Origin of the sequence: Porphyromonas pasteri (assembly GCF_014647755.1) — a bacterium.
GTDB lineage: Bacteria > Bacteroidota > Bacteroidia > Bacteroidales > Porphyromonadaceae > Porphyromonas > Porphyromonas pasteri.
The window spans coordinates 379,867-404,901 of sequence record NZ_BMPU01000002.1 but is presented as its reverse complement, the minus strand read 5'-3'; the positions used below and the strand labels follow the sequence as shown (position 1 = coordinate 404,901).

At 54.4% G+C, this 25,035-nt stretch carries 21 protein-coding genes; 10 read left to right on the top strand and 11 right to left on the bottom strand.

The genetic code is table 11. From position 1 onward, the window contains the following. Positions 1–121: 121 nt before the first annotated feature. The 10 genes from ahpC to IEX77_RS05210 all read left to right on the top strand — a co-directional run bounded on the left by ahpC (position 122) and on the right by IEX77_RS05210 (position 15,137). Positions 122–688 carry an alkyl hydroperoxide reductase subunit C gene (gene ahpC, locus IEX77_RS05255; RefSeq protein ID WP_188808006.1) on the top strand — a complete coding sequence of 189 codons (567 nt, stop codon included), beginning with the start codon at positions 122–124 and terminating at the stop codon, positions 686–688. 145 nt (positions 689–833) lie between these two features. Continuing rightward, a complete protein-coding gene (gene ahpF / locus IEX77_RS05250) occupies positions 834–2,378 on the top strand; it encodes an alkyl hydroperoxide reductase subunit F (protein ID WP_188808005.1) in 1,545 nt (514 codons plus the stop codon). A gap of 170 nt (positions 2,379–2,548) precedes the next feature. Further along, positions 2,549–5,365 (top strand): TonB-dependent receptor, encoded by a 2,817-nt coding sequence (locus tag IEX77_RS05245; protein WP_188808004.1) that lies wholly within the window; start codon positions 2,549–2,551, stop codon positions 5,363–5,365. Between the two features lie 450 nt (positions 5,366–5,815). Beyond that, a complete protein-coding gene (locus tag IEX77_RS05240) occupies positions 5,816–7,777 on the top strand; it encodes an LTA synthase family protein (protein ID WP_188808003.1) in 1,962 nt (653 codons plus the stop codon). A gap of 4 nt (positions 7,778–7,781) precedes the next feature. Continuing rightward, positions 7,782–8,792 carry an acyltransferase family protein gene (locus IEX77_RS05235; RefSeq protein ID WP_188808002.1) on the top strand — a complete coding sequence of 337 codons (1,011 nt, stop codon included), beginning with the start codon at positions 7,782–7,784 and terminating at the stop codon, positions 8,790–8,792. Positions 8,793–8,811: 19 nt separating this feature from the next. Beyond that, positions 8,812–9,792 (top strand): acyltransferase family protein, encoded by a 981-nt coding sequence (locus IEX77_RS05230; RefSeq protein WP_188808001.1) that lies wholly within the window; start codon positions 8,812–8,814, stop codon positions 9,790–9,792. 19 nt (positions 9,793–9,811) lie between these two features. Continuing rightward, positions 9,812–11,167 (top strand): MATE family efflux transporter, encoded by a 1,356-nt coding sequence (locus IEX77_RS05225; protein ID WP_188808000.1) that lies wholly within the window; start codon positions 9,812–9,814, stop codon positions 11,165–11,167. A 50-nt stretch (positions 11,168–11,217) separates the two neighbouring features. Beyond that, complete coding sequence (locus IEX77_RS05220) at positions 11,218–12,138, top strand: mechanosensitive ion channel family protein (RefSeq protein WP_188807999.1); 921 nt, start codon at positions 11,218–11,220, stop codon at positions 12,136–12,138. Positions 12,139–12,255: 117 nt separating this feature from the next. After that, a complete protein-coding gene (uvrB, locus tag IEX77_RS05215; RefSeq protein ID WP_188807998.1) occupies positions 12,256–14,277 on the top strand; it encodes an excinuclease ABC subunit UvrB in 2,022 nt (673 codons plus the stop codon). Between the two features lie 35 nt (positions 14,278–14,312). Then, positions 14,313–15,137, top strand: coding sequence for an AbiJ-NTD4 domain-containing protein (locus tag IEX77_RS05210; RefSeq protein ID WP_188807997.1), 825 nt, complete (start codon positions 14,313–14,315; stop codon positions 15,135–15,137). Positions 15,138–15,283: 146 nt separating this feature from the next. Here IEX77_RS05210 and IEX77_RS05205 read toward each other — a convergent pair whose 3' ends face one another. The 11 genes from IEX77_RS05205 to infA form a co-directional block, all read right to left on the bottom strand. Next, positions 15,284–16,042, bottom strand: coding sequence for a porin family protein (locus tag IEX77_RS05205; protein ID WP_188807996.1), 759 nt, complete (start codon positions 16,040–16,042; stop codon positions 15,284–15,286). A 9-nt stretch (positions 16,043–16,051) separates the two neighbouring features. Then, positions 16,052–16,945: a PCMD domain-containing protein gene (locus IEX77_RS05200; RefSeq protein ID WP_188807995.1), complete on the bottom strand. Its 894-nt coding sequence runs from the start codon at positions 16,943–16,945 to the stop codon at positions 16,052–16,054. Between the two features lie 152 nt (positions 16,946–17,097). Continuing rightward, positions 17,098–17,457, bottom strand: a complete 360-nt coding sequence (gene rplS, locus IEX77_RS05195; RefSeq protein WP_188807994.1) for a 50S ribosomal protein L19 — start codon at positions 17,455–17,457, stop codon at positions 17,098–17,100. Positions 17,458–17,770: 313 nt separating this feature from the next. Continuing rightward, positions 17,771–20,737 carry a VPA1262 family protein gene (locus IEX77_RS05190; RefSeq protein ID WP_188807993.1) on the bottom strand — a complete coding sequence of 989 codons (2,967 nt, stop codon included), beginning with the start codon at positions 20,735–20,737 and terminating at the stop codon, positions 17,771–17,773. Between the two features lie 698 nt (positions 20,738–21,435). Next, on the bottom strand, positions 21,436–21,903 hold the full coding sequence (gene rplQ, locus IEX77_RS05185; RefSeq protein ID WP_044114816.1) for a 50S ribosomal protein L17: 468 nt from the start codon (positions 21,901–21,903) through the stop codon (positions 21,436–21,438). Between the two features lie 8 nt (positions 21,904–21,911). After that, positions 21,912–22,925 (bottom strand): DNA-directed RNA polymerase subunit alpha, encoded by a 1,014-nt coding sequence (locus tag IEX77_RS05180; protein ID WP_009433274.1) that lies wholly within the window; start codon positions 22,923–22,925, stop codon positions 21,912–21,914. A gap of 22 nt (positions 22,926–22,947) precedes the next feature. Beyond that, positions 22,948–23,553, bottom strand: a complete 606-nt coding sequence (gene rpsD / locus IEX77_RS05175; RefSeq protein ID WP_009433243.1) for a 30S ribosomal protein S4 — start codon at positions 23,551–23,553, stop codon at positions 22,948–22,950. A gap of 303 nt (positions 23,554–23,856) precedes the next feature. Beyond that, positions 23,857–24,243 (bottom strand): 30S ribosomal protein S11, encoded by a 387-nt coding sequence (gene rpsK / locus IEX77_RS05170; RefSeq protein WP_044114818.1) that lies wholly within the window; start codon positions 24,241–24,243, stop codon positions 23,857–23,859. 11 nt (positions 24,244–24,254) lie between these two features. Beyond that, positions 24,255–24,635, bottom strand: coding sequence for a 30S ribosomal protein S13 (rpsM, locus tag IEX77_RS05165; RefSeq protein WP_009433263.1), 381 nt, complete (start codon positions 24,633–24,635; stop codon positions 24,255–24,257). A 41-nt stretch (positions 24,636–24,676) separates the two neighbouring features. After that, positions 24,677–24,793, bottom strand: coding sequence for a type B 50S ribosomal protein L36 (gene ykgO, locus IEX77_RS05160; RefSeq protein WP_009433293.1), 117 nt, complete (start codon positions 24,791–24,793; stop codon positions 24,677–24,679). Positions 24,794–24,805: 12 nt separating this feature from the next. Continuing rightward, positions 24,806–25,024, bottom strand: a complete 219-nt coding sequence (gene infA, locus IEX77_RS05155; RefSeq protein WP_005468188.1) for a translation initiation factor IF-1 — start codon at positions 25,022–25,024, stop codon at positions 24,806–24,808. Positions 25,025–25,035: the final 11 nt, after the last annotated feature.

Here is a 25,035-nt window from a genome sequence, read left to right as displayed (position 1 = left end):
TTTATATCGGTATATATGGCGCAAATTGGAGGCTGTAAAAGGTTGGGCTACCTTTGCATCACAAATTGAGAGCACCCCGTGGTGCGCTTCATCACACTTTCAAGAAATTCAGTTATAGATTATGTGTTACATCAACAGCCAGCTCCCCGAGTTCAAGGTCAACGCTTACCGCAAGGACAAGGGTTTCATCCAAGTTTCTAACGAAGACCTCAAGGGCAAGTGGAGCATCCTCTTCTTCTACCCTGGTGACTTCACCTTCGTTTGCCCCACCGAACTTGCTGACCTCGCAGACCACTATGCTGAGTTCCAGGCTCTCGGCGTAGACATCTACTCCGTCAGCACCGACTCTCACTTCGTCCACAAGGCATGGGCTGACGCTACTGAGACGATCCGCAAGATCGAGTACACGATGCTCGCTGACATGACCTTTGAACTCTCGAAGACCCTCGGCGTCCTCGGCGAAGAGTCTGGTCAGGCTTACCGTGGTACCTTCCTCTTCAACCCCGATGGCGAGCTGAAGATCGCTGAGATCCACGACAACGGTATCGGTCGTGACGCAAGCGAACTCCTCCGCAAGGTCAAGGCTGCTAAGTTCGTCTACGAACACCCAGGCCAGGTCTGCCCCGCTAAGTGGAAGGAAGGCGACGCTACGCTGACCCCCAGCATCGACCTCGTCGGTAAGCTCTAAGAAGCACCTCTACCCCCAGCCGAAGGTCTTACCTTCACGAAGGCAAGGGCTCAACACAAACGGGGGAGGTAGAGTCTGCACGACTCTACCTCCCCCGTGCTTCATCTATACCATATATACTTCCTCACTCATTCGACTTACTCTTATGCAGCTCGATCAGAATATCATCACTCAGCTTCAGGGTCTCTTCGCTAACCTGAAGCACCAGTACACCCTCGTCGTCGACAACGCAGGCGACGCCAAGAGCGAAGAGCTCGCCACGATGGCACGCGACTTCGCCAGCACCAGTCCCCAGCTCTCCGTCGAGGTACGTCCCGCTGACATCCTTCGCCTCAGCATCCTCCGCGATGGGCAGGCTACGGGCATCTCCTTCCGCGCCATCCCTGGCGGTCACGAGTTCACCTCCCTCATCCTCGCCGTCCTCAATGCTGACGGTCAGGGCAAGAACCTCCCCGAAGAAGTCTTCATCCGCCGTATCGCTGCGCTGAAGACGCCTCTGCGCCTGACGACCTACGCTTCGCTCAGCTGTACCAACTGCCCCGAAGTCGTCCAGGCGCTGAACGTCATGGCACTCTACAACGAAGGCCTCGAGCACGAGATGGTCGACGGCGCACTCTTCCAGGACGAAGTGAATGCCCGCAACATCAGCTCTGTCCCCGCCGTCTACGCTGGCGACACGCTCGTACATATCGGTAAGGCTTCCCTCGGTGACCTCCTCGCCGCCCTCGAAGAGAAGATCGGCGCCGAGCCCGTCTCCGCTGAGCCTATCCGCCGCAGCTACGACCTCATCGTCGTCGGTGGCGGTCCCTCAGGTATCGCTTCGGCTATCTACTCTGCTCGTAAGGGGCTCCACGTCGCCGTCGTCGCTGAGCGCATCGGTGGTCAGGTGAACGAGACTACGGGTATCGAAAACATCCCCTCCGTCAGTGCTACCACGGGTACGCAGCTCGCTGCTGACCTGCGCAAGCATGCGGAGATCTATCATATCGACCTCCTCGACAACCGCCGCGTCGAAGCCGTCATCGATGGTGAGACAAAGCTGGTGAAGACGAACCTCGGCGAAGAGCTCTCCGCCGCTCAGGTCATCCTCGCTACAGGTGCCTCTTGGCGCAAGCTCGGCGTCCCTGGCGAAGCTGAATACATCGGTCGTGGTGTCGCCTTCTGCCCCCACTGTGATGGCCCCTTCTTCAAGGACAAGGACATCGCTGTCATCGGCGGTGGGAACTCTGGTATCGAGGCAGCTATCGACCTGGCTGGTATCTGCCGCAGCGTCGTCGTCCTCGAGTATATGGACACCCTGCGTGCCGACATCGTCCTGCAGGAGAAGCTCGCTACGCTGCCCAACGTCACCGTACGCAAGGCCGTAGCTACGAAGGCCGTCCTCGGTGATGGCACGAAGGTCACGGGCCTCACCATCGCTCCACGTGATGGCGGCGACGAAGAGACGATCGCCCTCGACGGCCTCTTCGTACAGATCGGTCTCGCAGCTAACACCAAGCCCTTCGAGGAGCTGGTCGAGCTGCGCCGTGGCGAGATCGTCATCGACGAACGCTGCCGCACCTCTGTCCCTGGCATCTATGCTGCTGGTGACTGCACGACGGTGCCCTACAAGCAGATCGTCATCGCTATGGGCGAAGGCGCGAAGGCAGCACTGACCGCCTTCGACGACCGCATCCGCTCGGCGAAGTAACCCCACCCTATCTTTAGTCCATAATGCCGCAGGCCCCCGCTCTCTGGAGCAGGGGCCTGCGCTGCTTTTGGGGCGATCTACAAGTCCTTTTCAAAAATTTTACGCTGCAATTAAACGCACCCTCCACCCCGTACTCTAAGAGAGAAAGCAAACTCAAGAATACAGCATTTATGAATAGACTCCGTAGCCGCTCCATCATCGGCCTTATGAGCCTCCTGCTCTTGCTGCTTGGCCTGCCCACAGGCCTGCGCGCTCAGGACTCATTATACACGATCACCGGCCGTATCCTCGACGAGAAGAGTGAAGCACTCCTCGGTGCCAGCGTGAGCCTCCTCCAGAGTGACGGCAAGCTCAAGACGGGTGCCATCACCGTCAAGGACGGCGCCTTCCACCTCAAGGGAATCGCCGCCGGAAGCTACACCCTGCGCGTCTCCTACATCGGGTACAAGACCCACACCTCCCCCATCCGTCTCGAGAAGCAGTCACTCACGCTGCCCACCATCACCCTCCAAGCTGAGGGCGAAGTCCTCGAAGGGGTGAAGGTCGTCGGGAAGGCCAGCGACGTCGTCATCAAGGGCGACACGATCGAATTCCACGCTGGCAACTTCACCACGAACCAAGGGGCGGTCGTCGCTGACCTCATCAAGAAGCTCCCTGGAGCCAGCATCGATGAGAACGGCAATATCACCATCAACGGGAAGACCGTCAAGCAGATCATGGTCGACGGCAAGCGCTTCTTCGAGGGTGACCCGAAGGTAGCAGCCAACAACCTCCCCGCCGAAGTCGTCGAGAAGGTACAGGTCCTTGACCGTGATAGCGAGGCAGCACGCCTCTCAGGCTTCTCCGACGGCAATGAAGAGACCGTCATCAACCTCACCATCAAGGCGGGGAAGAAGAAGGGACTCTTCGGTACAGCCTATGCTGGTGCAGGTACGAGCAAGCGCTACGAAGCGAACCTAACCCTCAGCCGCTTCGCTGACGACAATCAGTTCTCCATCATCGGAAGTCTCAACAATACGAACAACGCTGGCTTCACCGACATCAGCCAAGACGGCAATCAGCTCGGCTTCATGATGGGCATGGGTGCAGGTCGTCGTGGCAATAGAGGTGGTGGCGGTATGCCCCGCCGTGATGCCAACGGTATCCTGACCTCGAGAATGCTCGGCGGCAACCTCAATCAGACGCTCTCCTCGAAGCTCCAGCTCAATGCCAACGTCCTCGGCGGTCGCAACACCACCAACAAGATCACGGACAGCTGGCAGCAGAACTACCTCTCCTCCGGCTCAACGACGGAGACAGGCAAGAGCACGGAGCGTAGCGACAAGGACTCCTACGGAGCGAACATCCGCATGGAGTGGAAGCCTGACAGCCTGACGGAAATCATCGTCTCCCCCGAGCTCCGCTACGGCCGCAGTCAAGGCACCTACACCTCCACGACGAAGACCCTCGAGGATGCCACGAGCACGCTGATCAACTCCAGCGACCTCACGCAGAACACCCTACAGAAGAATATCAACGGGACGCTGCGCCTCGATGGTAGCCGTCGTCTGAGTGCCGCAGGGCGTACCCTCACGCTCTCCACGCGCTTCGGTATCGAAGATGAGACGGGCGAGGGGAAGTACCTCTACAACCTCTTCGACCGCACCTCGACGACGAATCAGTCCGTCGACCAGCGCATCGACAGCCGTACGCGTAGCACGAACTATCAGGCACGCCTCGGCTGGGTAGAGCCTCTCGGCAAGGGCTACTTCACGCAGCTCACCTACCAGATCAAGGGCTCACAGAGCAATAGCTCACGCGATGCCTTCGACCCCGACCTCACGGGAGCCTACACGGTGCACAACGCGACGTACAGCAATGAGTTCCGCTCAGAGTACCTCACGCATCAGGCAGGGATCGCACTGAAGAAGAAGGGCAAGACCTACGATGTGACTGCTGGGATCAACCTCGAGTCATCGAGCATCAGCAGCCACTCCGTCGTCGGCGGTATCACGGCTACGCCTATCTCCCGCACGACGCTGAACTTCTCCCCTACCCTGCGTATGAGCTACAAGCCTCAGCGTGGCACGGAGCTTCGCCTCGACTACTTCGGTCGTAGCTTCGCCCCAACCAACGAGCAGCTCTCCCCCGTACAGGATGTGACGAATCCCCTCATCTCCTACGTCGGGAATCAGGACCTGCTCCCAGGCTTCCAGCACAACCTCTTCGGGCGCTTCAGTAAGTACTGGACGAAGACGCAGACGTCGCTCTCCGTCTTCGGTCGTGCTCAGGTCGTACAGCACGATATCATCCAGCGCTCACTCTACGACGTCACGACGGGTAAGCGTACCATCGACTATACCAACGTAGACGGCAATGCCTCGGTCGGTATCGGTGGCTTCCTCACGCAGACCCTCCCAGGGAAGAAGTTCTCCATCCGCGTAGCGTCCTTCAACGACCTGGCTCGTAGCAATACTTATATCAACGGTGACAAGAACCGTAGCCTCGCCCTCCGCCTGCGTGAGGAGCTCGGTCTGAACTACCGCATCACGGGCATCGATATGACCCTCAAGGGTGGCTTCGGCTACTACAACGCCTCGAACACGCTGGCCTCAGCCGTCACTCCCGCGACGAAGGACTACTCGCTCGGCTATACGACCAATATCACCCTGCCGCTGGGCTTTGCCTTCGAGGGTGAAGCGACCTACACCACCTCACGTGGCTACGCCGCTGGCTACAATCAGGATCAAGTCCTGCTGAACGCTGGCCTCTCCTATAGCTTCCTTGCTGGGAAGAAGGCTACCATTCGCCTCAAGGGCTACGACCTCCTGAATAGCCGTCGCAGCATCTACCAGAGCATCACGGCGATGTCCAGCACCATCGAAGAGTCCAACACGCTCGGCCGCTACGCTATGCTCCACTTCATCTACCGCTTCGATAGCTTCAGCGGTGGCGGTAGCAAGAGCGATATGAAGCGTCAGGGCCCTCCAGGACCACCCCCATTCTAAGAAAGTAGTAGTGTATTAGAGAGTGTATTTTCTGTGTATATGCATATGTGTGTGTGATGTGTGGCGGTGGGACTTCGGTCTCATCGCCACATTTCTTTGCTATGCTCCTCGATAGTGAAGCGAGCTATCCTATTATAGAGAGGTGATGTAAACCACTATTGGTCCGTGGTCGGACCAGTAGTGCTTCGCGAGCGAACCAGTAGTGGTTCACGCGCAGACCAGTAGTGGTTCGTAGTAGTGACCAGTAGTGGTCCGACCACGGACCAGTAGTGGTTTATACTACCCCCTCTTACGGAAGTCACTTCTGCAGGCAGAGAAGCACCCCATCTGACGGAGTAAGAATAGGCATAATGAAGAGGCAAGCAAGGGCTTCACCTTGCGAGCACTATCCCCAATTGCTTGGACTAAGATTTGTACCTTTGTAGCCAAATAGATACATAGTAATTACCGATGACCTCCTCGTCTACGTCTTCGGCCCTCACGCCGCTCGGCGCTCAGGTCCGACTTCTCCTCCTGCGCTTCCTCCTCTCCTTCGTCATTTACAGCATCTGCCGAGGGATATTCTGCCTATACAATCAGGATCTCTTAGAGATCGGCTCGGCAGGGCAGCTTGCCCTGATGTTCTGGGGCGGCCTGCGCTTCGACCTCAGCGCTATCGTCTACACGAGCCTGCTGCTGACGACACTAAGCCTCCTGCCCCTACCACAGGCCTACAGCCGTGGCTACCAGCGTATGCTGACGGGGCTCTATCGCATCGTCACGAGTCTGGCTATCATACTGAACCTCGGCGATGTCGTCTACTATCGCTTCACGCTGAAGCGTACGACGCTGGCCGTCTTCGAAGAGTTCGGAGGTGAGAATCCATTCCAGTTCCTCCGCTTCTTCGTGGACTATTGGGGGATAACGCTCTTAGGGATCGGACTTATCATTCTCTTCTGTATCATCGAGGGGAAGCTCTCCCGTCCTAAGCAGCGCCCCACGGGCCGTATGTGGGCCTTCTACCTCACGTCACTGATCCTCCTCGGCGGGAGTATCTACCTCTCCATCGTCGCTGGGCGCGGTGGCTTCACCAGTGAGACCCGCCCCATCACACTGAGCAATGCGAACATCTATATACGCCGTCCTCAGCAGCGTGCACTGGTGCTGAACACCCCATTCAGCCTCATCCGCACCATCGGCAAGTCAAGCCTGCCAGAGTACCAATATATGCCCTTCGCCGAGGTGCCGAAGTACTTCAACTCCGTCTACACCCCTGGCTCGACACCTGTCTCAGGGAAGTACAAGGGGCGCAATGTCGTCCTCATCATCTGGGAGAGCTTCGCACGCGAATGGGTCGGCGGGCTCAACCAAGATATCCCGGGTTACCAAGGCTTCACGCCCTTCATTGACTCGCTGATGCAGCGCTCCTATGTCTTCACCAACGGCTACTCCAATAGTCAGAAGTCCATCGATGCGATGCCTGCGATCTTCGCCTCGGTCCTCAAGCCCCACGTCCCCTTCGTCCTATCGATCTACTCGGGGAACAACATCACGGCTCTACCCGCACGCCTTGACTCGATGGGCTACTCGACGGCCTTCTTCCACGGTGCGCCGAACGGCTCTATGGGCTTCAATGCCTTCGTAATGCAGGCAGGCGTCAAGGAATACTATGGCAAGACGGAGTACGCCAATGATGCTGACTACGACGGCAACTGGGGGATCTGGGATGAGAAGTTCCTCCAGTACGTAGCTCGCCAGATCGGCACACTTCGCCAGCCCTTCTTCGCGGCAGAGTTCACGCTCTCCTCGCACCACCCCTTCCGTGTGCCCGAGGAGTATCAGAAGGTCTTACCCAAGGGTACGATCCCGATGCACCAGGCCGTAGCCTACACGGATATGGCGCTGCGGAAGTTCTTCGAGACGGCGAGCAAGCAGCCTTGGTACGACAATACCCTCTTCGTGATCGTCGCTGACCACGCCGTACCAGGTGCGCTACCCCAGTACAAGAACTCGACGGGTGCCTTCCGCATCCCTATCATCATCTTTGACCCACGAGGCGAACTCGTCGGCCGCGATACGGAGCACCTCGCCTCCCAAGCCGACCTGCTTCCCACGATCCTCGACCTCGTCGGGGATGACAAGCCGATGGTGACCTTCGGTGGTAACCCCTTCGACACGACACGTCCCCGCTTCGTCGTGCAGGATATGGACGGCATCTACCAGATGATCGAGGGGGACTACGCCCTGCACTTCGACGGGCAGAAAGTCACCGCCCTCTACAACCTCAAGACCGATCCCCAGCAGCTCCACAACATCAAGGACCAGCCAGGGACGCCTCTTCCCGCCATGCTTCTCCGCCTAAAGGCCTACCTCCAGGACTACGCTTGGCGCATGAAGTACAACAAGCTCACCGAGCTCCACCCTCAGCGATAACGAGATGACTACTACCGCTCCCGCCACATCTCCCGTCAGAAGCAGCCGTCCACCAGTCAGCTCGCTCTACGTAGCGAAGGCCTTCGCCGCACTGCTCGTCGTCATCGGGCATACCCCTATGGGTATAGTCAAGGAGTGGCTCTACCCACTTACCCTGAGTGCCGTACCTATCTTCTTCCTGATCTCGGGGTACTTCCTCTACTCTCCAGATGAGTCAAAGAGTGCCGAGCGAGCATGGCGCTCCATCAAGAAGATTGTACCCATCTTCCTCATCGTCACACTCATCTACTGGCTGATGATCCTCCCCAACCACGGCAACACCGTCCGTAGCTGGGAGCAGATACGGCACTTCCTCATCTATGGGCAGCTGACGACGGTGCACCTATGGTTCCTCATGGCGATGATCCAGGGGCTATGTGTTCTCGGCCTTGCCCTACGTTGGAGACTGGGCCGCTACCTCTGGATCTTCGTACCGCTGATGCTGACGGCACTCCTCGGAGGGAGGTACTCCTTCCTCATCACGGGGGGCGAACAGCAGAACCTCATCTACGTCTTCAATAGCCTGAGCTATGCCCTGCCCTTCATGTCAGCTGGCTACCTCATCAAGAAGTACGAGGACAAGATCCCCACGCACTTCCCCTGGGTGGTGCTTACGATCCTCATGCTGACTCTGGCCATCGTGGAGCAACCCTTACTGCGCAGTTATGGTTATAACCACGGAGAAGGTCCTTATATCGGGAGCTTTCTCTTCGCAGTAGCCCTCTTCTTCACGGGCATCACTCACAAGGGCTTCGGTACGGGTAGCTGGGCAGAGACTGTCGGCGCTAAGTACTCGGGCAATATCTACTATTTCCACATCGCTGTAGCGACGGTCATAGCTCCGATTTTCATCAAGCTTGGGGCGGGATCCTTCTATATGCAGACAGGGGCTATCTGGGTCTTCGTAGCCTCGCTCCTTCTGGCCTTCGTCATCGTCAAGCTCCAGGATCGTCTGGGGATACATATCCTTCAGTAAGCCCTCTCATAGCCAAGCAATGAAACCAGCTTCGTCAGCGATCAATTCGCTCTACATACTCAAGTGTCTCTTCGCCTTCTTAGTAGTCACTTGCCACACGCCTATGGGGGCAGTCAAGGTGATGCTACAGCCCATCGCCATGGGTGCCGTATGTGTCTTCTTCCTCATCTCAGGGTATTTCCTCTATAGCCCTCAGGCGGAGAAGAGCTACCAGCGAGCGGTGAAGTCTCTCCGTAGCACGGTCAAGATCTTTCTCGTCGTCTCACTCTTCTACTGGGCGTGGCTGTTGCCGAATAACGGGAACCTGCTGAACTCCTTCCAGCAGCTGTGGTCACTCCTTCTCACGGGCTCGCTCTTCTCGGGACACACATGGTACCTCATGGCGATGATCCAGGGGCTCCTTGTCCTCGCCTTGGTCTTCCATCTCGGCATCCAGCGCTATATCTGGGTCCTCACTCCCCTATGTATCTTCGGCCTACTCGGCAGTCAGTACTCCTTCCTACTGACTGATGAGCGTGCAGACTACTACTATTACGTCTACACCTCCATCAGCTACTCCATCCCCTTCATGTCAATGGGCTACCTGATAGCCAAGCACGAGAGCAAGCTACAAGAGTTCCGCCACTGGGGCATACTCTATGCTCTCGGTGTAGCCCTCGCCTATGGAGAGCGCGCCCTCCTCTTCTATGCCGGCTATGACTATGCTGCTGGGGCACTCTTCGGGAGCTTCGTCACCGCCGTCCTCATCTTCATCTGGGCACTACAGCATAAGAGCTTCGGAGCGGGGACGTGGGCTGAGACGATCGGCGCCAAGTACTCGGGCAACATCTACTACTTCCACATCGCTGTAGCGACCATCATCTCTAAGGCACTCTATGCCGCAGGTATGGGGCCCGTCTATGAGCAATTAGGCTCGGCACTCGTCTTCGTAGGGAGCATCGCCGTAGCCTATGTGATCGTGCGTCTACAAGACAAGATCGGGATCCACATCCTCAAGTAACATCCCCCTATAGACTTACATGCAAGATAAGATAAGAGACCTCACCCAAGGCGACCTCTCGAGCCACCTCTACCGCATCGCCCTGCCGATCATGGGGACGAGCTTCGTGCAGATCGCCTACAACATCACCGATATGATTTGGCTGGGGCGACTGAGCTCGCAAGCCTTAGCAGCGGTGGGTGCGGCCTCTGTCTTCCTCTGGATAGCCGTCTCCTTCGCACTCATCAATAAGATCGGGAGTGAAGTGACCATCTCACAAGGCATCGGTGCTGGTCGTCGTGACGAAGCCAAGAGCTACGCCTCGCAGAACGTCTGTATGAGCCTCCTCCTGAGCGTGGGGATGCTGGCGATCTACCTGCTCTTTGCTGGCAATCTCCTTGACCTCTATGCGCTCATCCCGAGCGTACGTGCTGAGGGTTTGAGCTACCTCTACCTCTCGCTCGTAGGCTTCCCCAGCATCTACCTCACCGCCTCCTTCACGGGTATCTACAATGCGATCGGCGATAGCCGTACGCCCTTCCGTATCTCCATCCTCGGGCTGGCGACGAATATGCTCCTTGACCCGCTCTTCATCTTCACCCTCGGCTGGGGTGTGTCGGGTGCGGCACTGGCTACCGTCGTGAGCCAAGGCTTAGTGCTCCTGCTCTTCCTCTATCAGGTGAAGCGTGACAAGCTCTTCGGGGGCTTCCCTTTCCTGGTCCGATTGCACTGGACTCAGATACGACGCATCCTACAGATAGGTGTACCACCTGCCTCGCTGCAGGTCCTCTTCGCCTTCGTCAGTATCTATATCGGCCGTCAGGTGTCCACTCTCGGTGGGCATATCGGCGTGGCGACGATGACGACGGGTGCACAGATCGAGTCACTGACGTGGAACACCGCCTCGGGCGTCACCGAAGCCCTGACGACTATCGTCGGGCAGAACTTCGCCGCAGGCAAGCTCCGCCGCGTCTATACGGCCTTTTGCCGAGCCCTGAGCTTCACGCTCATCATCGGCGTACTGGGGACGATCCTCTTTGTCTTCTGGGGTGAAGAGATCTTCTCCCTCATCGTCCCCGAGGAAGCCGCCTACAAGGCAGGTGCGGTCTACCTCGGTATCGTCGGGCTCTCGCAGGCCTTCATGATGCTGGAGATCACTGCCGAAGGGCTCTTCTACGGGCTCGGACGCACCTACCTCCCCGCAGCGGTCAGCATCGTCGGCACATACCTACGCATCCCGATGGTCCTGCTTTTCGCTTCGTGGGGCTGGGGTATCCGCGCTGTCTGGTGGGCGATCTCCATCTCCTCGATACTCAAGGGGCTCACCATGCTCTACTTCTTCCTGCGCTGGAGACACCGCACTCGGGAGGAGCGGAGACAGCAGAGCCTCGCATAGCGAAGCCATCCTATATATCAACCAATATCCAATTCTAACTTACTCCTCTTATGAACCCTCTTTTCTTCGCACAGATACTACCAGCTGACTCGGCTGCAGGCTCCGAGCTCAAGGAAGCCATCGGAGCTGCTACGCAGCCCCTCAACCTCGACATCAAGCACTGGTTCAGCCGGAGCATGCTCGAGGAATGGCTCAATGCTGGTATCAACTTCGGGCTGCGCGTCATCCTCGTAGTGGTCCTCTTCTGGCTCGGTAAGGTCGTCATCACCCGCCTGAAGAAGATCTTCAACGGGATCCTCCGCCGCCGCAATATCGAGGGAGTAGCCGTCTCACTCCTTGACTCGGTCTTCACTGCGATACTGTACATCGCCCTCTTCCTCTTCTTGGCTGGTGTGCTCGGCGTAAAGTCCGTATCCTTCGCCGCTGTCCTGGCCTCTATGGGTCTGGCTGTCGGTATGGCTCTCAGTGGCCAGCTGCAGAATCTGGCTGGTGGGGTCATCATCATCGTCACCAAGCCCTTCAAGCTCGGCGACTTCATCTCGTCGCAGGGTACTGATGGCACGGTCAAGGCCGTCCGTCTCTTCCACACCGAGGTACTGACGCCCGACAACAAGGCGGCCTTCATCCCCAACAGCCTCCTCAGCAGCAACAGCGTCGTCAACTACTCGCACGAGAATACCCGCCGTGTCGACTGGACCATCGGTATCGAGTACAATGAGGACGTCGACCGCGCTCGCAACCTCCTGCGCAGCATCATCGAGTCCGACGCACGCATCCTCAAGACCCCCGACTACACCATCGCTCTGCTCTCTCTCGGTGCGAGTAGCGTGAACATTGTCATCCGTGCTTGGACGGCAAACGAGAACTACTGGGACGTCTTCTTCGATATCAACGAACGTATCTATAAGGAGTTCAACGCTGCCGGCATCGGCTTCCCCTTCCCACAGCTCACCGTCCATCAGGCGAAGTAATCGCCCTCCCCTCGGATCTATCCAAGTCCCCAGCAGTGGGTCATCTCCATCACCCGCTGCTGGGGATGGAGGTGACCCACTCACTATATCCTCTATATCCCCTCTATCGCTCCATCTATGTCCTTCAAGCTCACCTCACGCTTCCGTCCCACGGGAGACCAACCGCAGGCCATCGACGAACTCGTCCACGGCTTTGAGTCGGGTGTCCCCTTCCAGACGCTCCTCGGGGTCACAGGCTCGGGGAAGACGTTCACCGCGGCCAACGTCATCGCCCGCCTCGGCAAGCCCACCCTTGTGCTTAGCCACAATAAGACCCTCGCAGCACAGCTCTATGCGGAGTTCAAGGCGTTCTTCCCCGACAACGCTGTCGAGTACTTCGTCTCGTACTACGACTACTATCAGCCCGAGGCCTACATAGCCGCCTCCGACACCTATATCGAGAAGGACATGGCGATCAACGCCGAGATCGAGAAGCTCCGCCTACGTGCCACGGCTTCCCTCCTCTCGGGGCGTGAGGATGTCATCGTCATCTCCTCCGTCTCGTGCCTCTATGGCATGGCGGATCCCAAGGCCTTCGAGGAGAAGATCCTGCGCCTACAAGAGGGACAGCGCTACAGTCAGGAGCAGCTCAAGCGTGACCTTGTCCTCAATCACTACGTCAACGACCGCCTGACCTTCACCCCGGGTTACTTCCGTGTCAAGGGTGACACCATCGATATCTTCCCCTCCATCGAAGGCTTCGACGGTGTGGCGTATCGTGTGACCTTCTGGGACGATGAGATCGAGCGCATCGCCTCCTTCGACCCACAGAGCGGTAGAGAATACGGGCCGATGACCCGCCTCATTGTCCACCCCGCGAACCTCTTCGTCACGACACAGGAGCAGGTCAATTCCGCCGTCGGGCAGATCGACGTCGACCTCGGTCAGCGCGTGCAGGAGCTGGAGGACGAAGGCCGTGCCTTCGAAGCCAAGCGCCTCTACGAGCGTACCACCTATGATCTGGAGATGATCCGCGAGCTGGGCTACTGCTCAGGCATCGAGAACTACTCCCGCTACTTCGATGGTCGCCAGCCTGGTGAGCGCCCCTTCTGCCTCCTCGACTACTTCCCGAATGACTTCCTCCTCATCATCGACGAGAGCCACGTGACCGTACCACAGATCCATGCGATGTACGGTGGTGACCGCTCGCGTAAGACGAGCCTCGTGGAGTACGGCTTCCGCCTGCCCGCTGCGCTGGACAATAGACCGCTGAAGTTCGAGGAGTTCGACGACCTCACCCCACGCATCCTCTATATCAGTGCGACGCCTGCCGAATACGAGCTCACCAAGAGCGAAGGCGTCGTCGTCGAGCAGCTCATCCGACCCACGGGCCTTCTCGATCCGCCTATTGAGGTACGCCCCACGCTCCATCAGGTCGATGACCTCGAGCATGAGATCCAGATCTCCATCGAGCGAGGTGAGCGCGTACTCGTCACTACGCTCACCAAGCGTATGGCCGAGGAGCTCTCCGAGTACCTCATCAAGCACGGCGTCTCATGTAGCTACATCCATAGCGACGTCGATACGCTGACACGTGTGCAGATCATGGAGGACCTGCGTAAGGGCGTCTATGACGTGCTCATCGGTGTGAACCTCCTGCGTGAAGGCCTTGACCTACCCGAGGTAGCCCTCGTCGCCGTCCTCGATGCCGACAAGGAAGGCTTCCTGCGTAGCCACCGCTCGCTGACGCAGACGGCAGGGCGTGCCGCGCGAAACGTCAACGGCCGCGTCATCTTCTACGCCGACCACATCACCGAGAGCATGCGCCTGACGATGGACGAGACCGCCCGCCGCCGTGCCAAGCAGATCGCTTACAACGAGGCCAACGGCATCACGCCCCAGCAGATCGTCAAGAATAGCTCCTCCGCCTTCCCCGACAAGAAGGGCGCCGACGAAGCCATCCCCTATATCGAGGCTTCGCCCGAGGCTGCTGTCGAAGACCCCATCGAGCAGTTCCTATCACTCGACCAGCTCCGCGAGCTTGCCGAGACGAAGCGCAGCGAGATGATGGCTGCTGCGAAGGAACTCAACTTCGTCGATGCCGCCCGCCTGCGCAACGAGCTACAGCGCCTCGAGGAGAAGATTCGCCTACTGCAGTAGCCTTCCCCATACATATAGCTATTTTCTTTTAAGCCATGGCACAAAACTTTTCCAGCAGAGAAGGAATAACCTCCACTCCTGCAGAGATCACTATCAGATACGATGCTCCCGAAGGGCTTCGCATCTTCTTATTTGACACCCTACTAAATAGGCTAAAAATAGGCTCCCAAAGGGCACTCTACATCATCAGCGGAATACTGCTTGAGCCAACAGAAGGGAACTGGACACCCGATTTTGTAAAGGATGAAATTCTTAGACTCCTCACTGATGATCGCAGATGTCCTTGGAATAAGATCTATGATATTATAGAGGCATTCCACAGTGAACTCAATGGCTATGCAGAAAATCAAAGGCTATTCACTGAGCAAATAAATGGATACTTCCACAAACATGGAATTGGATGGGAGTTGGAAGATGGGCAGGTTATGCGTAGAGGAGATGACGACTTTGAGCAAGGTTACAAAGAAGCTATTGAACTATCACACAAGAAAGATCTCCCCACAACAGCAGAACATCTTAAAGAGGCGCGCACCGATCTCTCCAGACGACCTGAACCCGATACAAATGGAGCCGTAACACATGCCTACCAAGCCATAGAGTGTCTAAGCCGTGAAGTGGTAGGCAGTAAGAAGGAGACGTTAGGTGAGCTATTAAAAAAGCATCCCGACCTCTTCCCATCTCCTCTCAATCAAGCCTTGGCACAAGTATGGGGATTTGTAAGTAATACTGTGCGACATCCTCGAGAGAGAGAAGGTATATCTATAGAAGAGGTAGAATTACTTGTGGGTATCATTCCCCCATTAGCAAAGTATCTTCTGCATAAATTCCCTGAGAAGGAAGACGACCCACTCCCTTTCTAACAGGGAACAGTGTCTATCTTTTTCAGAAGAAGAGCACAATTAACCCGCTATTCCTATCCCCCCCAAAGCACTCCGCCCCGCTATGCTCACTCGTTGGTGAGACATAGCGGGGCGGAGTGTATTAGCGGATATCGCTCGCAGCGGGGCTATCGATTGATGCGGTAGCTGACGCCGAGGTTGAGGAAGACGTGACGCAGCGAGTAAGGCATGACCTCGAAGCTCTTATCAAAGATCTTCGGCAGACCTACGTTCATACGCGCCGTAAGCCCCCAGTGCGGGTCGATCTGGTAGTCTGCACCGAAGCGCACACCGACGTCATTGCGCACGAGGAAGTCCCCGAGGCTGAAGGCAAGCACCGCGCCCTCCTGATAGACACGACCATCCATGAGGCCGTCACCATCGAGCTTAGCGGTGAACTTACGCTTGAGCGCGTGAGCATAGTAGCCCCCAGCCATGAGGCGGAAGGAGCTATTAGGCAGAGCGTAGCTCACCCCCACGGGCACCACGACGTAGCGCGTATCCATCTCGACACGCTGGTAGCCCGTGTAGTGCTGCTCCTTGAAGTCCTCACTCTGATAGCGGATGGGCATATCTTCGGCTTGGACGGTGGTGCTAAAGCTACGGATATCGTACTCCAGCCCGAGGAGGAGGGAGAAGGGGCTTGCAGGCGTAAAGCGGTAAGAGAGGTCCAGCCCCACGTTGGGCGTCCCCCCGGGCATGAAGGCCGTGACCTTCTTGACGGGCTTGGGGACGGAGGGAGGCAGAGCACCACCGATGTTGAAGCCGAGGTGCACGCCTACACCGAGGCGTGAGGGCTGCTCGTCACCCGTCTCAGCGGCGCGAGCGGGTAGTGCGAGGAGGCCAAGAGAGAGGCCGAGGAGGAGGAGCGTTCGAATCATCTTCATACGGCAGGACTAATGATGGGGCTTAATGCGGTCCTGGAGCTTGACCTCGCGCAGGCGTAGCTCGCTACCCACAGCACCGATGTACTCGGCACCACGGAAGCTCGAGGAGAAGACCAGAGCCAGACGATACTTCTTCTTCGTGAAGTCCACGGCTTCGTAGCGTGCTTCGTCGACGGGCGTGAGACGCAGGCGATAGGTCTGCCACGTGTCAGCGGGAGTCGTAGGCTCCAGCTCGACGTAGCCCTTCGCCACGATGCGCGCATCCGTCTGCAGCGTCACGCCATTGAGGTAGCTCGCATCGTCGGTGACTTCGTAGAAGACAGCCGAGACAGCGGCACGGTCTTCGCTGGGAAGCTCGACCTTCTTATCCTGCCCATGGATGACCTTCTCCCCCGCCTTGTACTGATAGGTGAAGTCCACGATCTCGGGGATACCGCTGGAGTAAGGCTGACCGAAGAGCGTCGACTCGAGGGGCTTCCCCACGAGATTGCGCGCATCGACCTGCCCCGTATAGAGGGCACCCGCGATGACGTTCGTCCCGATACCGAAGAAGTAGAAGCCCTTAATCGAGCGGATGATGGCGCCATGAGCGGCTCCATTCTCCTCAAGTGGCACGACGGGATAGTCCGTAGGCGAAGAGGAGAGCATCGTGTAGCCCTGATTGCTGGCCGAGGCCCAATAGGTATTCTTAGCATCTTCGTCAGCGCTGATAGCGGGCAGACGATAGGCGCCCTTGCTCACATCAATCCAGCGCGTGAAGTCGAAGCTCTGGCTGGCGGTGAGTACACCCTCCTTGTACTGGCGATCGATGAGGCTGCGCTCCTTGCGCGTGATGGGATCATCACACGAAGCGAAAGCCACGGCAAGAGCCATGAGGGCAAGTGAAGTGGAAATTCTTTTCATCAACATCTATGTGAATATAAGCTGGCTATCCCCCGAGGGGATAAGCAAGCATCAGCCCCATCACCGAGCGTGTCGGCGATGGGGCTGTATGCTTGGCATGAAGGCTTGGGGCACCCGTCCGCCGTGAAGCGGAAGAGATCCCCGAGGTCTTCTTACTTCTCAGCGACGTAGCGGCGCTCCTTGATGCGCGCCTTCTTACCGGTGAGGGCACGGAGGTAGTAGAGCTTAGCGCGACGTACCTTACCGAACTTCTCGACAGTAATCTTTTCGATGAAGGGGCTTTCGATCGCGAAGATACGCTCTACGCCTACACCTTCGCTGATTTTACGAACCGTGAAACGCTTCTTGTCACCGTGACCGCTGATGCGGATGACGACACCACGATAGCGCTGGATACGCTCCTTACCCCCTTCGCTGATGCGGTAGTCAACGGTGATAGTGTCACCACTACGGAAGGCGGGGTGGCTCTTACCAGTAGCGAAAGCTTCGTTGACGATCTTAATAAAGTCCATTGTTTGTCCTTTAGCTTATTTGATTAGTACTACACTAAACGCAATATAACAGGCCACACTTATTCATATATTCCTGACAGAGATTACGCAAAGCGTCGCAAAGGTACAAAAAAGCGCGCAATCACAAGGCCTTATCACGCAACACGTCAGGGCTTCCGCATCAAAATCCGAGTACCTGCTTGAGGTAGTCGGATTTGATGCGGGAGCCCTGAGTGAGTAACCCTTACGGGTGAAACTCCAGAGGAATAAATCTAAGCTTAAGGTTAATGTTTGTGTATCCCTCTATTATAAAGGTTTGACTCATAGCTCAATTCTAAAGTTCCGTTCCTATTCCAACCCTCCTTAATGTAGACTGTATCTTATCATTAATATTGAGCAGCTCACTGGAGGGACAAGGGTACTCAGCTAGGATCCTCTCAAGCAAGGATCTTAGATTCTTTAGCGCAGCGCATGCCTGAAATACATTGTTATGGTCTTTTATAATCAATCGATTTAGTTTCCTTTCTGTCTCCATCAGTAGCTTCTGTGACTTTTCTTGGAGCGCTTTAAGGGATCCGTTAATGAGACAAAGCCCCATAACGAGAGCATCAGGTCTGTACTTGGGTTCACTCTGTATATATTCATCAAAGAGAGATTCGGTTAATGTGCGAGATAAAATGTCACGGTCTAATCTGCCATCTTGAATCAGTGGTTCATAAATCTTCCTGATGTACGTTTCTTGCAGCTCTAAAGGATAGTAACCTCTTAATATATCAAGGATATTCTTATAGGCGTATTCTATATCAGATTCCTTGATCTCTTCTGTCAGAAGGTCGTAAATATCATCTCTCTTAATATTCTGTTCCGATGAAAATATGATAGTATTGCATAACGTGATGCGTTCGTCATGACTCTGTAATAGTTCAAGGTGAGGCTTAATATCAAAATTAGAGTCATTAGCCTTATAGATAAGAATAAGAGCGCCGAGTCCTCTACACCAATCGTTACCGTCTATTAGCATTTTCTCCATTAGATCACCGTCCCATCCAAATACTACGGAGTTAAAGATCATACACAGTAGCGTATTTGTAATCTTATATATCGAGGTAATAGTTTTGTCTGTCTTGATACTTACAAGCTGATCTCGTAGCTGTTTAAGGGCGTCAATGGTATCTTGAGCAGAAGCCCTAATAAGTAGCACACAAGCATACTCCATACCCCATATAGGATGGCTGAATCCTATATAGGAATTATCTATCAGATGTGTGTGGTTACGATGGATAATCTTATGATAAGAAAACTCTAAAATATCAGGGAAGTGATTGTTTCGATAACCCCTCCCAGAAAAGCCTTCGAACCCTATAGGAAATGAAGACTTATGATGCTCAAGTATAAAGCTCTTTAGAGCTTCAATAGCTTTAGGATTATTAGCAATTCTAGCTCCCATTACCTGGTGTGTGGAGAGAAGTTCATCATCGCTAATATGTGCGAGATAATAACCAAAGGTTGAAATCCTATCAGTCGTTTTCTCCTTCAGAATATCATTCAAAACTTGATCAAGGCAGTCAGGATCTAGTGGATGATTCATCGCCTGTAGGCAGTCATAAAAATCGGCGTCAGCAATCTCTTTCCCCTCTTGTGTCGAGCTTGATGTACGGTCAGAATAATGATATATGGTTTCAACCTTATCTGGGTCAATGAGCTTGGCAATGTGTTTCTTTACCTTGACTAGCACAGGAGTCCCTATTCGTGTGATAAGTAGCGGGCTTTTCTTGGTGGCCCCTTGTAATGAATTGGATAACATATAACCTTCACATCTACCATCGTCATATCCTATGAATAGGTACCTGTCATGTAGCTTGGGGCTTGACCCTGGCATATCTCGAATGATAAGTTGAATAGAACCATATAGGCTTGGATTATCCTTAATCAAGGATAGAATCTTAGCCTTCCGTTGGGAGGTGCCACTCATAGATATGGTATTATCTGTATTCGTCTTTAGATCTGTTTGTGTAAGGATTATACATTCCCCCTGGATATCTGAGAGGGCAATAAAGGACAAGGCAACATCTTCGAAATAAGGATCCTGGAGGAATACCGACTTAGCCCCTTTGGTTTTAGCTTTGAACCATTCCAGAAATGATAGAGAGCCTGATTCCTGAGTTTCACAGTCCCAACCAGCAGGAAAATAAGCGTCATCACAGCGTTCAATAGGCTTAATCGTCACCTTTCTTTTTAGCCATTGAGGTAAGCCTTTATTTATTCTGTGGTGTGACTCACTACGAGTCCTTTGAATTGACGAGGCTTTGTCGACAAGCTCCTTCTTATGCTTAGGCATAGCTCCCCTAACCCTTTTTAACCAATCCGATTGTATATGAATTTCACTCTGTACTATACCTAGACTGAAACATATTTCTCCGATAAAATGATGAGTCGATAAGTGCACTAGCCTAACCTCAGAGGATTTAGTTAGCCAGATCTTAATCTCTACAGCTTGTGGGGGATATTCAGAGGGTATGGAGAAGGTAGTATTCTCGTTATCATTTGGTTTATCTGACAACAGTGTATCGATGGTTATAACTCCCCCTGCTGTCAATTTAATATTGACAGTCACTAGATCAGCTCCATCAGTAAGTTTGGAAGACAGCTCTACATGTTGAGTAAAGGACTCTTTGTCTTGCCAATGCTTGACTAAGGATCTTCCATAGATATCTTGATCTGGAGCGATAAGTATTTCTAGATTGCCGATATGGTCGTAGCTTGTATCAAATGGTAGGCCTGTTGCCTCCCTAAGCTTAACACTTAGAGTACGCATAGCGTCATCCAACTCTTCTTGTTCTAGGAGATATCCATCGATCTTGAATAGGGTCTCAGGCTCAAGCATGCAGATATACCTACTATCAGATAGCTGATTCCCTAAAATATTTGCTTTATGCCATGGGACAGGAACCCCACCTCGCATATATTCTACATCATACATGAGGTTATCATTGCTGATGCCATATCTACGAAGGCTCTCCTTAAGAGAACTCCCGATGGATAGAGCCTCATATATTCCTAAGATGCTCTCTATCTCGGAGCAAATAGAAATACTCGCTAGGTAGATCTTCTTATTGTCATAGCTTCCAAGCTTAGAAAAGTCACTCCCAGTGGCTTTCTCCATGGCGTGATCACTAGGGGACACAACACCATAGGCTATTCTATAAATAGGATTATTCTTGTCTTCCCCTATCCTTAAGATAAATAAGCGTAGAGATAGATGCTTTATCTCTGGTTTAATAAGGTCACTATTATATGACATAAGACTATACTACCGATTAATTAACGATGCACTTTCCTCAGGGAAGTCCAGCTCATCATCTGCACAAATTTAGAAAGAAAACAGTATAAATAGACAGCAGCACAGGGCTCCCGCACCCAAGGGGCAGGAGGAAAAAGGCGTCGATGAAGCCCCCTCTTCACCGTCCGCTACCCCGCCTCTCCGTGAGCAGGGTGTGACGACCTATATAGGTCACTGCTCCGACCTATATAGGTCACGCGCGCGACCAATAGTGGTTCGTATGCGGACCAATATAGGTTCACTCGCAGACCACTATAGGTTTCACATGCATTCCACTATTGGTTCGCATATGGCACCAATAGTGGAATGACCACAAACGACTATTGCTCTGCCCCTCCCCCCACTATTCCTCCTCCGACACGCACCATACACCCCCCCCTTCAGCAGTGCATCTGATAGGATGCACTACTGAAGGGAAAAGCAACCAGTACTGGTCAGCATCGTGACCAGTACTGGTAAGTAGTGGCGAGCAGTACTGCTTACTGAAGTGACCAGTACTGATCCGATCGGCGACCAGTACTAGTCACTTTTACCCCTCCCAAGAGTTGCTCTACATCAGTGCATTAGGACGGGCAAAAAATGCGCGAAAGCAAAAGTGCCCGCTGCGACCGAAGTCACAGCGGGCACTCGCCGATAGAATATCGAAGGGGGGAGAGCTACTATTCTGCGCTTTCAGCAGCAGGAGCTTCAGCCGTAGCCTTCGTAGAGCGGCGTGAACGACGCGTCTTAGGAGCAGCCTTCTTGTCAGCCTTTTCCTTGAGCATGTTCTCGTTGAAGTCTACGAGTTCGATGAAGCAGACAGCAGCGTTGTCACCGAGGCGGTTACCCGTCTTGAGGATACGAGTGTAGCCACCAGGACGGTCAGCGATCTTCTCAGCAACGGGGCCGAAGAGTTCCTTGACAGCAAACTTATTCTGCAGCTCAGCGAAGACGATACGACGTGCGTGCGTGGAGTCTTCCTTAGCGCGGGTCAGCAGGGGCTCGACGTATACGCGAAGAGCCTTAGCCTTAGCGACCGTGGTGAAGATGCGCTTGTGCAGGATGAGCGATGCAGCCATGTTGGAAAGCATAGCCTCGCGGTGCGCCTTCTTACGACCGAGATGATTGAATTTCTTATTATGTCTCATCTTTCTACTTAGTCATTATCTAAATTGTACTTGCTAACATCCATCCCGAAGGTGAGTCCGAGTCGCTCCATCAGCTCGTTGAGCTCGTCCATAGACTTCTTACCGAAGTTGCGGAACTTGCTGAGCGTATCAGCGTCGAGGACGACGAGGTCGGCCAGACGGAATACGTTGCCGGAGCGGAGGCAGTTCTGCGCACGGACGGAGAGATCGAGATCCTTGAGATCAGTACGGAGCAGCTGAGATACGCGATCGATCTCCTGCATGTCCAGTACCTCCTCGTCGCCTTCCTCGATGACTGCATTCTCTTCTACCTCGACAGGGTCAGAGATGAAGAGGCTGAAGTGCTCGATGAGGATAGCTGCTGCGTCCTTGAGAGCCTGCTGGGGATGAATGCTCCCGTCAGTGGTGATCTCGAGGGTCAGCTTCTCGTAGTCAGTCTTCTGCTCTACACGATAGTTCTCCGTGAAGTACTTGACATTACGGATAGGCGTATAGATCGAGTCGATAGCGATCGTCTGCAGCTCATTCTCCTGAGCCGTGTCGACCAGCTTCTCATCAGCGGGGATGTAACCACGCCCCTTGTTGATGGAGAGCTCGATAGTAAGGGTATACGCCTCATCGATGTGGCAGATGACCAGCTCGGGATTGAGGACTTCGAAGGAAGTAAGCTTGCCGTTGAGCTCGCCAGCGAGGAACTGCTGCTGACCAGAGATCGTCAGGCTGACGGTCTCCTCAGTAGCGTCCTGGACGAGGGCACGGAAGCGGACTTGCTTCAGGTTGAGAATGATGTTAGTTACATCCTCCAAGACACCCGGAATAGTAGCAAATTCATGATTGACACCTTCGATCTTGATGGTCGAGATGGCGTAGCCTTCGAGTGAAGAAAGGAGTATACGACGCAGGGCATTACCGACAGTGGTACCATATCCCGGCTCAAGAGGGCGGAACTCGAACTTAGCGTACGAGTCCGTCGCATCCATCATGAGGACGTTTTCGGGCTTCTGAAATGCTAATATTGCCATGTGAGTGAGATAATAGGGATTATTACTTAGAGTATAGTTCGACGATCAGCTGCTCCTTGATCTCTTCGGGGATGTCTTCACGCTGAGGAGCGCTGAGGAACTTACCGGAGAGAGAAGCCTGATTCCACTCGAGCCAGCTGTAGCTGCTGTGGCTACGACCAGCCAGAGAGTCGGTGATGACCTCTAAGCTCTTCGCCTTCTCACGGACGCCGACGACCTGGCCGGGCTTGAGGGTGTAAGAAGGGATGTTGACTACCTGACCATCGACGGTGATGTGACGGTGCGAGACGAGCTGACGAGCAGCTGCACGCGTCTTAGCGATACCGAGGCGATAGACGACGTTGTCGAGGCGGCTTTCCAGGAGCTGGAGGAGCACTTCACCCGTGACACCCTTCGTGCGCTGAGCCTTTTCGAAGAGGTTGCGGAACTGACGCTCGAGTACGCCATAGGTGTACTTAGCCTTCTGCTTTTCCTTGAGCTGGATGCCATATTCGCTCGTCTTACGACGGCGGTTGTTGCCGTGCTGTCCAGGAGGATAGTTCTTCTTGGAGAGTACCTTGTCGGCACCGAAGATAGGTGCGCCAAGCTTACGGGCGATCTTTGATTTTGGACCTGTATATCTTGCCATTGTCTTCTGTTGTTGAAGCAGTACGAGCGACCTCTCGGGGAGAGGCAACGCTGGAGGCAGAGAGCAGCGAGTGGCGGGAGGGAGGCGGAGTGCAGCCGCGACCGGTTATGAGGAGAGGATAGATATATGAAAGTATAGCCAATCTTTCACTCGTCGTCTACCTCGGCGCCTTGCTTAGCTCAGGACTCTTAGCGTTCGCTCGCGCCCTTGTGCTCGATGGAGGGAGCACGGTGAGCGAAGCGTCTCTGGGAGTGTACTGCGATCTTTATGAAACTACTCTGTGATCTGAAGCGAAGTCAGGGATTAGACGCGACGACGCTTAGGAGGACGGCAGCCATTGTGTGGCATTGGGGTCACGTCGACGATCTCAGTGACTTCGATACCAGCGCCATGGATGGTGCGGATAGCAGACTCACGGCCGTTACCTGGACCCTTGACGAAGACCTTGACCTTGCGCAGACCGAGGTCGTAAGCGACCTTAGCGCAATCCTGGGCCGCCATCTGAGCAGCGTAAGGGGTGTTCTTCTTAGAGCTACGGAATCCCATCTTACCAGCCGAAGACCAGCTGATGACCTGACCTTCGTTGTTGGTCAGAGAGATGATGATGTTATTAAAAGAAGAGTGGATGTGAGCCTGGCCCACAGCGTCGATCTTGACGACCTTCTTCTTTGCGACTACTTTCTTTGCCATATCAATCTCTATTACTTAGTAGCTTTCTTCTTATTTGCGACAGTCTTCTTCTTACCCTTACGAGTACGAGCATTGTTCTTCGTACTCTGACCGCGTAGAGGCAGACCGATACGGTGGCGGACACCACGGTAGCAACCGATGTCCATCAGTCGCTTGATGTTGAGCTGGACTTCGGAGCGCAGATCCCCTTCGACCTTATACTCGGCACCGATCACCTCACGGATAGCGGCAGCCTGGTCATCGGTCCAGTCCTTTACCTTGATATTGCGATCGACCCCAGCCTTATCGAGGATCTTGGTAGCGCTGCTACGACCGATCCCGAAGATGTAAGTCAAGGCAATTTCTCCTCGTTTGTTTTGTGGCAAGTCGACGCCAACAATTCTGATAGCCATACTTATCTTAGTTCGTTAAAATATAGTCCGATGGTTAGAGACTACCCCTGGCGTTGCTTGAACTTGGGGTTCTTCTTGTTGATTACGTACAGACGCCCCTTGCGACGAACGATCTTGCAGTCGGCGGTGCGCTTCTTGAGTGATGCTCTTACTTTCATATCTATATAGGGTTATTTATATCTGAATGATATACGCCCCTTAGTCAAGTCGTAGGGAGACATCTCTACCTTGACCTTGTCACCTGGGAGGATCTTGATGTAGTGCATACGCATCTTCCCAGAGATGTGGGCGGTGATGACGTGTCCGTTCTCGAGCTCGACCTTGAACATTGCGTTCGAGAGCGCTTCGAGGATGACACCGTCGAGTTCTATAGCTGCTTGCTTCGGCATATACTGTGGTT

Excerpts from the sequence above, each read along its gene's own strand:
- rpsK (WP_044114818.1), bottom strand. The coding sequence starts at position 24,243 with ATGGCAAAGAAAGTAGTCGCAAAGAAGAAGGTCGTCAAGATCGACGCT.
- ahpC (WP_188808006.1), top strand. The coding sequence starts at position 122 with ATGTGTTACATCAACAGCCAGCTCCCCGAGTTCAAGGTCAACGCTTAC.
- IEX77_RS05235 (WP_188808002.1), top strand. The coding sequence starts at position 7,782 with ATGACTACTACCGCTCCCGCCACATCTCCCGTCAGAAGCAGCCGTCCA.
- rpsD (WP_009433243.1), bottom strand. The coding sequence starts at position 23,553 with ATGGCAAGATATACAGGTCCAAAATCAAAGATCGCCCGTAAGCTTGGC.
- infA (WP_005468188.1), bottom strand. The coding sequence starts at position 25,024 with ATGCCGAAGCAAGCAGCTATAGAACTCGACGGTGTCATCCTCGAAGCG.
- IEX77_RS05210 (WP_188807997.1), top strand. The coding sequence starts at position 14,313 with ATGGCACAAAACTTTTCCAGCAGAGAAGGAATAACCTCCACTCCTGCA.
- IEX77_RS05180 (WP_009433274.1), bottom strand. The coding sequence starts at position 22,925 with ATGGCAATATTAGCATTTCAGAAGCCCGAAAACGTCCTCATGATGGAT.
- rplS (WP_188807994.1), bottom strand. The coding sequence starts at position 17,457 with ATGGACTTTATTAAGATCGTCAACGAAGCTTTCGCTACTGGTAAGAGC.
- IEX77_RS05240 (WP_188808003.1), top strand. The coding sequence starts at position 5,816 with ATGACCTCCTCGTCTACGTCTTCGGCCCTCACGCCGCTCGGCGCTCAG.
- IEX77_RS05205 (WP_188807996.1), bottom strand. The coding sequence starts at position 16,042 with ATGAAGATGATTCGAACGCTCCTCCTCCTCGGCCTCTCTCTTGGCCTC.
- rpsM (WP_009433263.1), bottom strand. The coding sequence starts at position 24,635 with ATGGCTATCAGAATTGTTGGCGTCGACTTGCCACAAAACAAACGAGGA.
- IEX77_RS05190 (WP_188807993.1), bottom strand. The coding sequence starts at position 20,737 with ATGTCATATAATAGTGACCTTATTAAACCAGAGATAAAGCATCTATCT.
- IEX77_RS05245 (WP_188808004.1), top strand. The coding sequence starts at position 2,549 with ATGAATAGACTCCGTAGCCGCTCCATCATCGGCCTTATGAGCCTCCTG.
- IEX77_RS05220 (WP_188807999.1), top strand. The coding sequence starts at position 11,218 with ATGAACCCTCTTTTCTTCGCACAGATACTACCAGCTGACTCGGCTGCA.
- IEX77_RS05225 (WP_188808000.1), top strand. The coding sequence starts at position 9,812 with ATGCAAGATAAGATAAGAGACCTCACCCAAGGCGACCTCTCGAGCCAC.
- IEX77_RS05230 (WP_188808001.1), top strand. The coding sequence starts at position 8,812 with ATGAAACCAGCTTCGTCAGCGATCAATTCGCTCTACATACTCAAGTGT.
- uvrB (WP_188807998.1), top strand. The coding sequence starts at position 12,256 with ATGTCCTTCAAGCTCACCTCACGCTTCCGTCCCACGGGAGACCAACCG.
- IEX77_RS05200 (WP_188807995.1), bottom strand. The coding sequence starts at position 16,945 with ATGAAAAGAATTTCCACTTCACTTGCCCTCATGGCTCTTGCCGTGGCT.
- ahpF (WP_188808005.1), top strand. The coding sequence starts at position 834 with ATGCAGCTCGATCAGAATATCATCACTCAGCTTCAGGGTCTCTTCGCT.
- ykgO (WP_009433293.1), bottom strand. The coding sequence starts at position 24,793 with ATGAAAGTAAGAGCATCACTCAAGAAGCGCACCGCCGACTGCAAGATC.
- rplQ (WP_044114816.1), bottom strand. The coding sequence starts at position 21,903 with ATGAGACATAATAAGAAATTCAATCATCTCGGTCGTAAGAAGGCGCAC.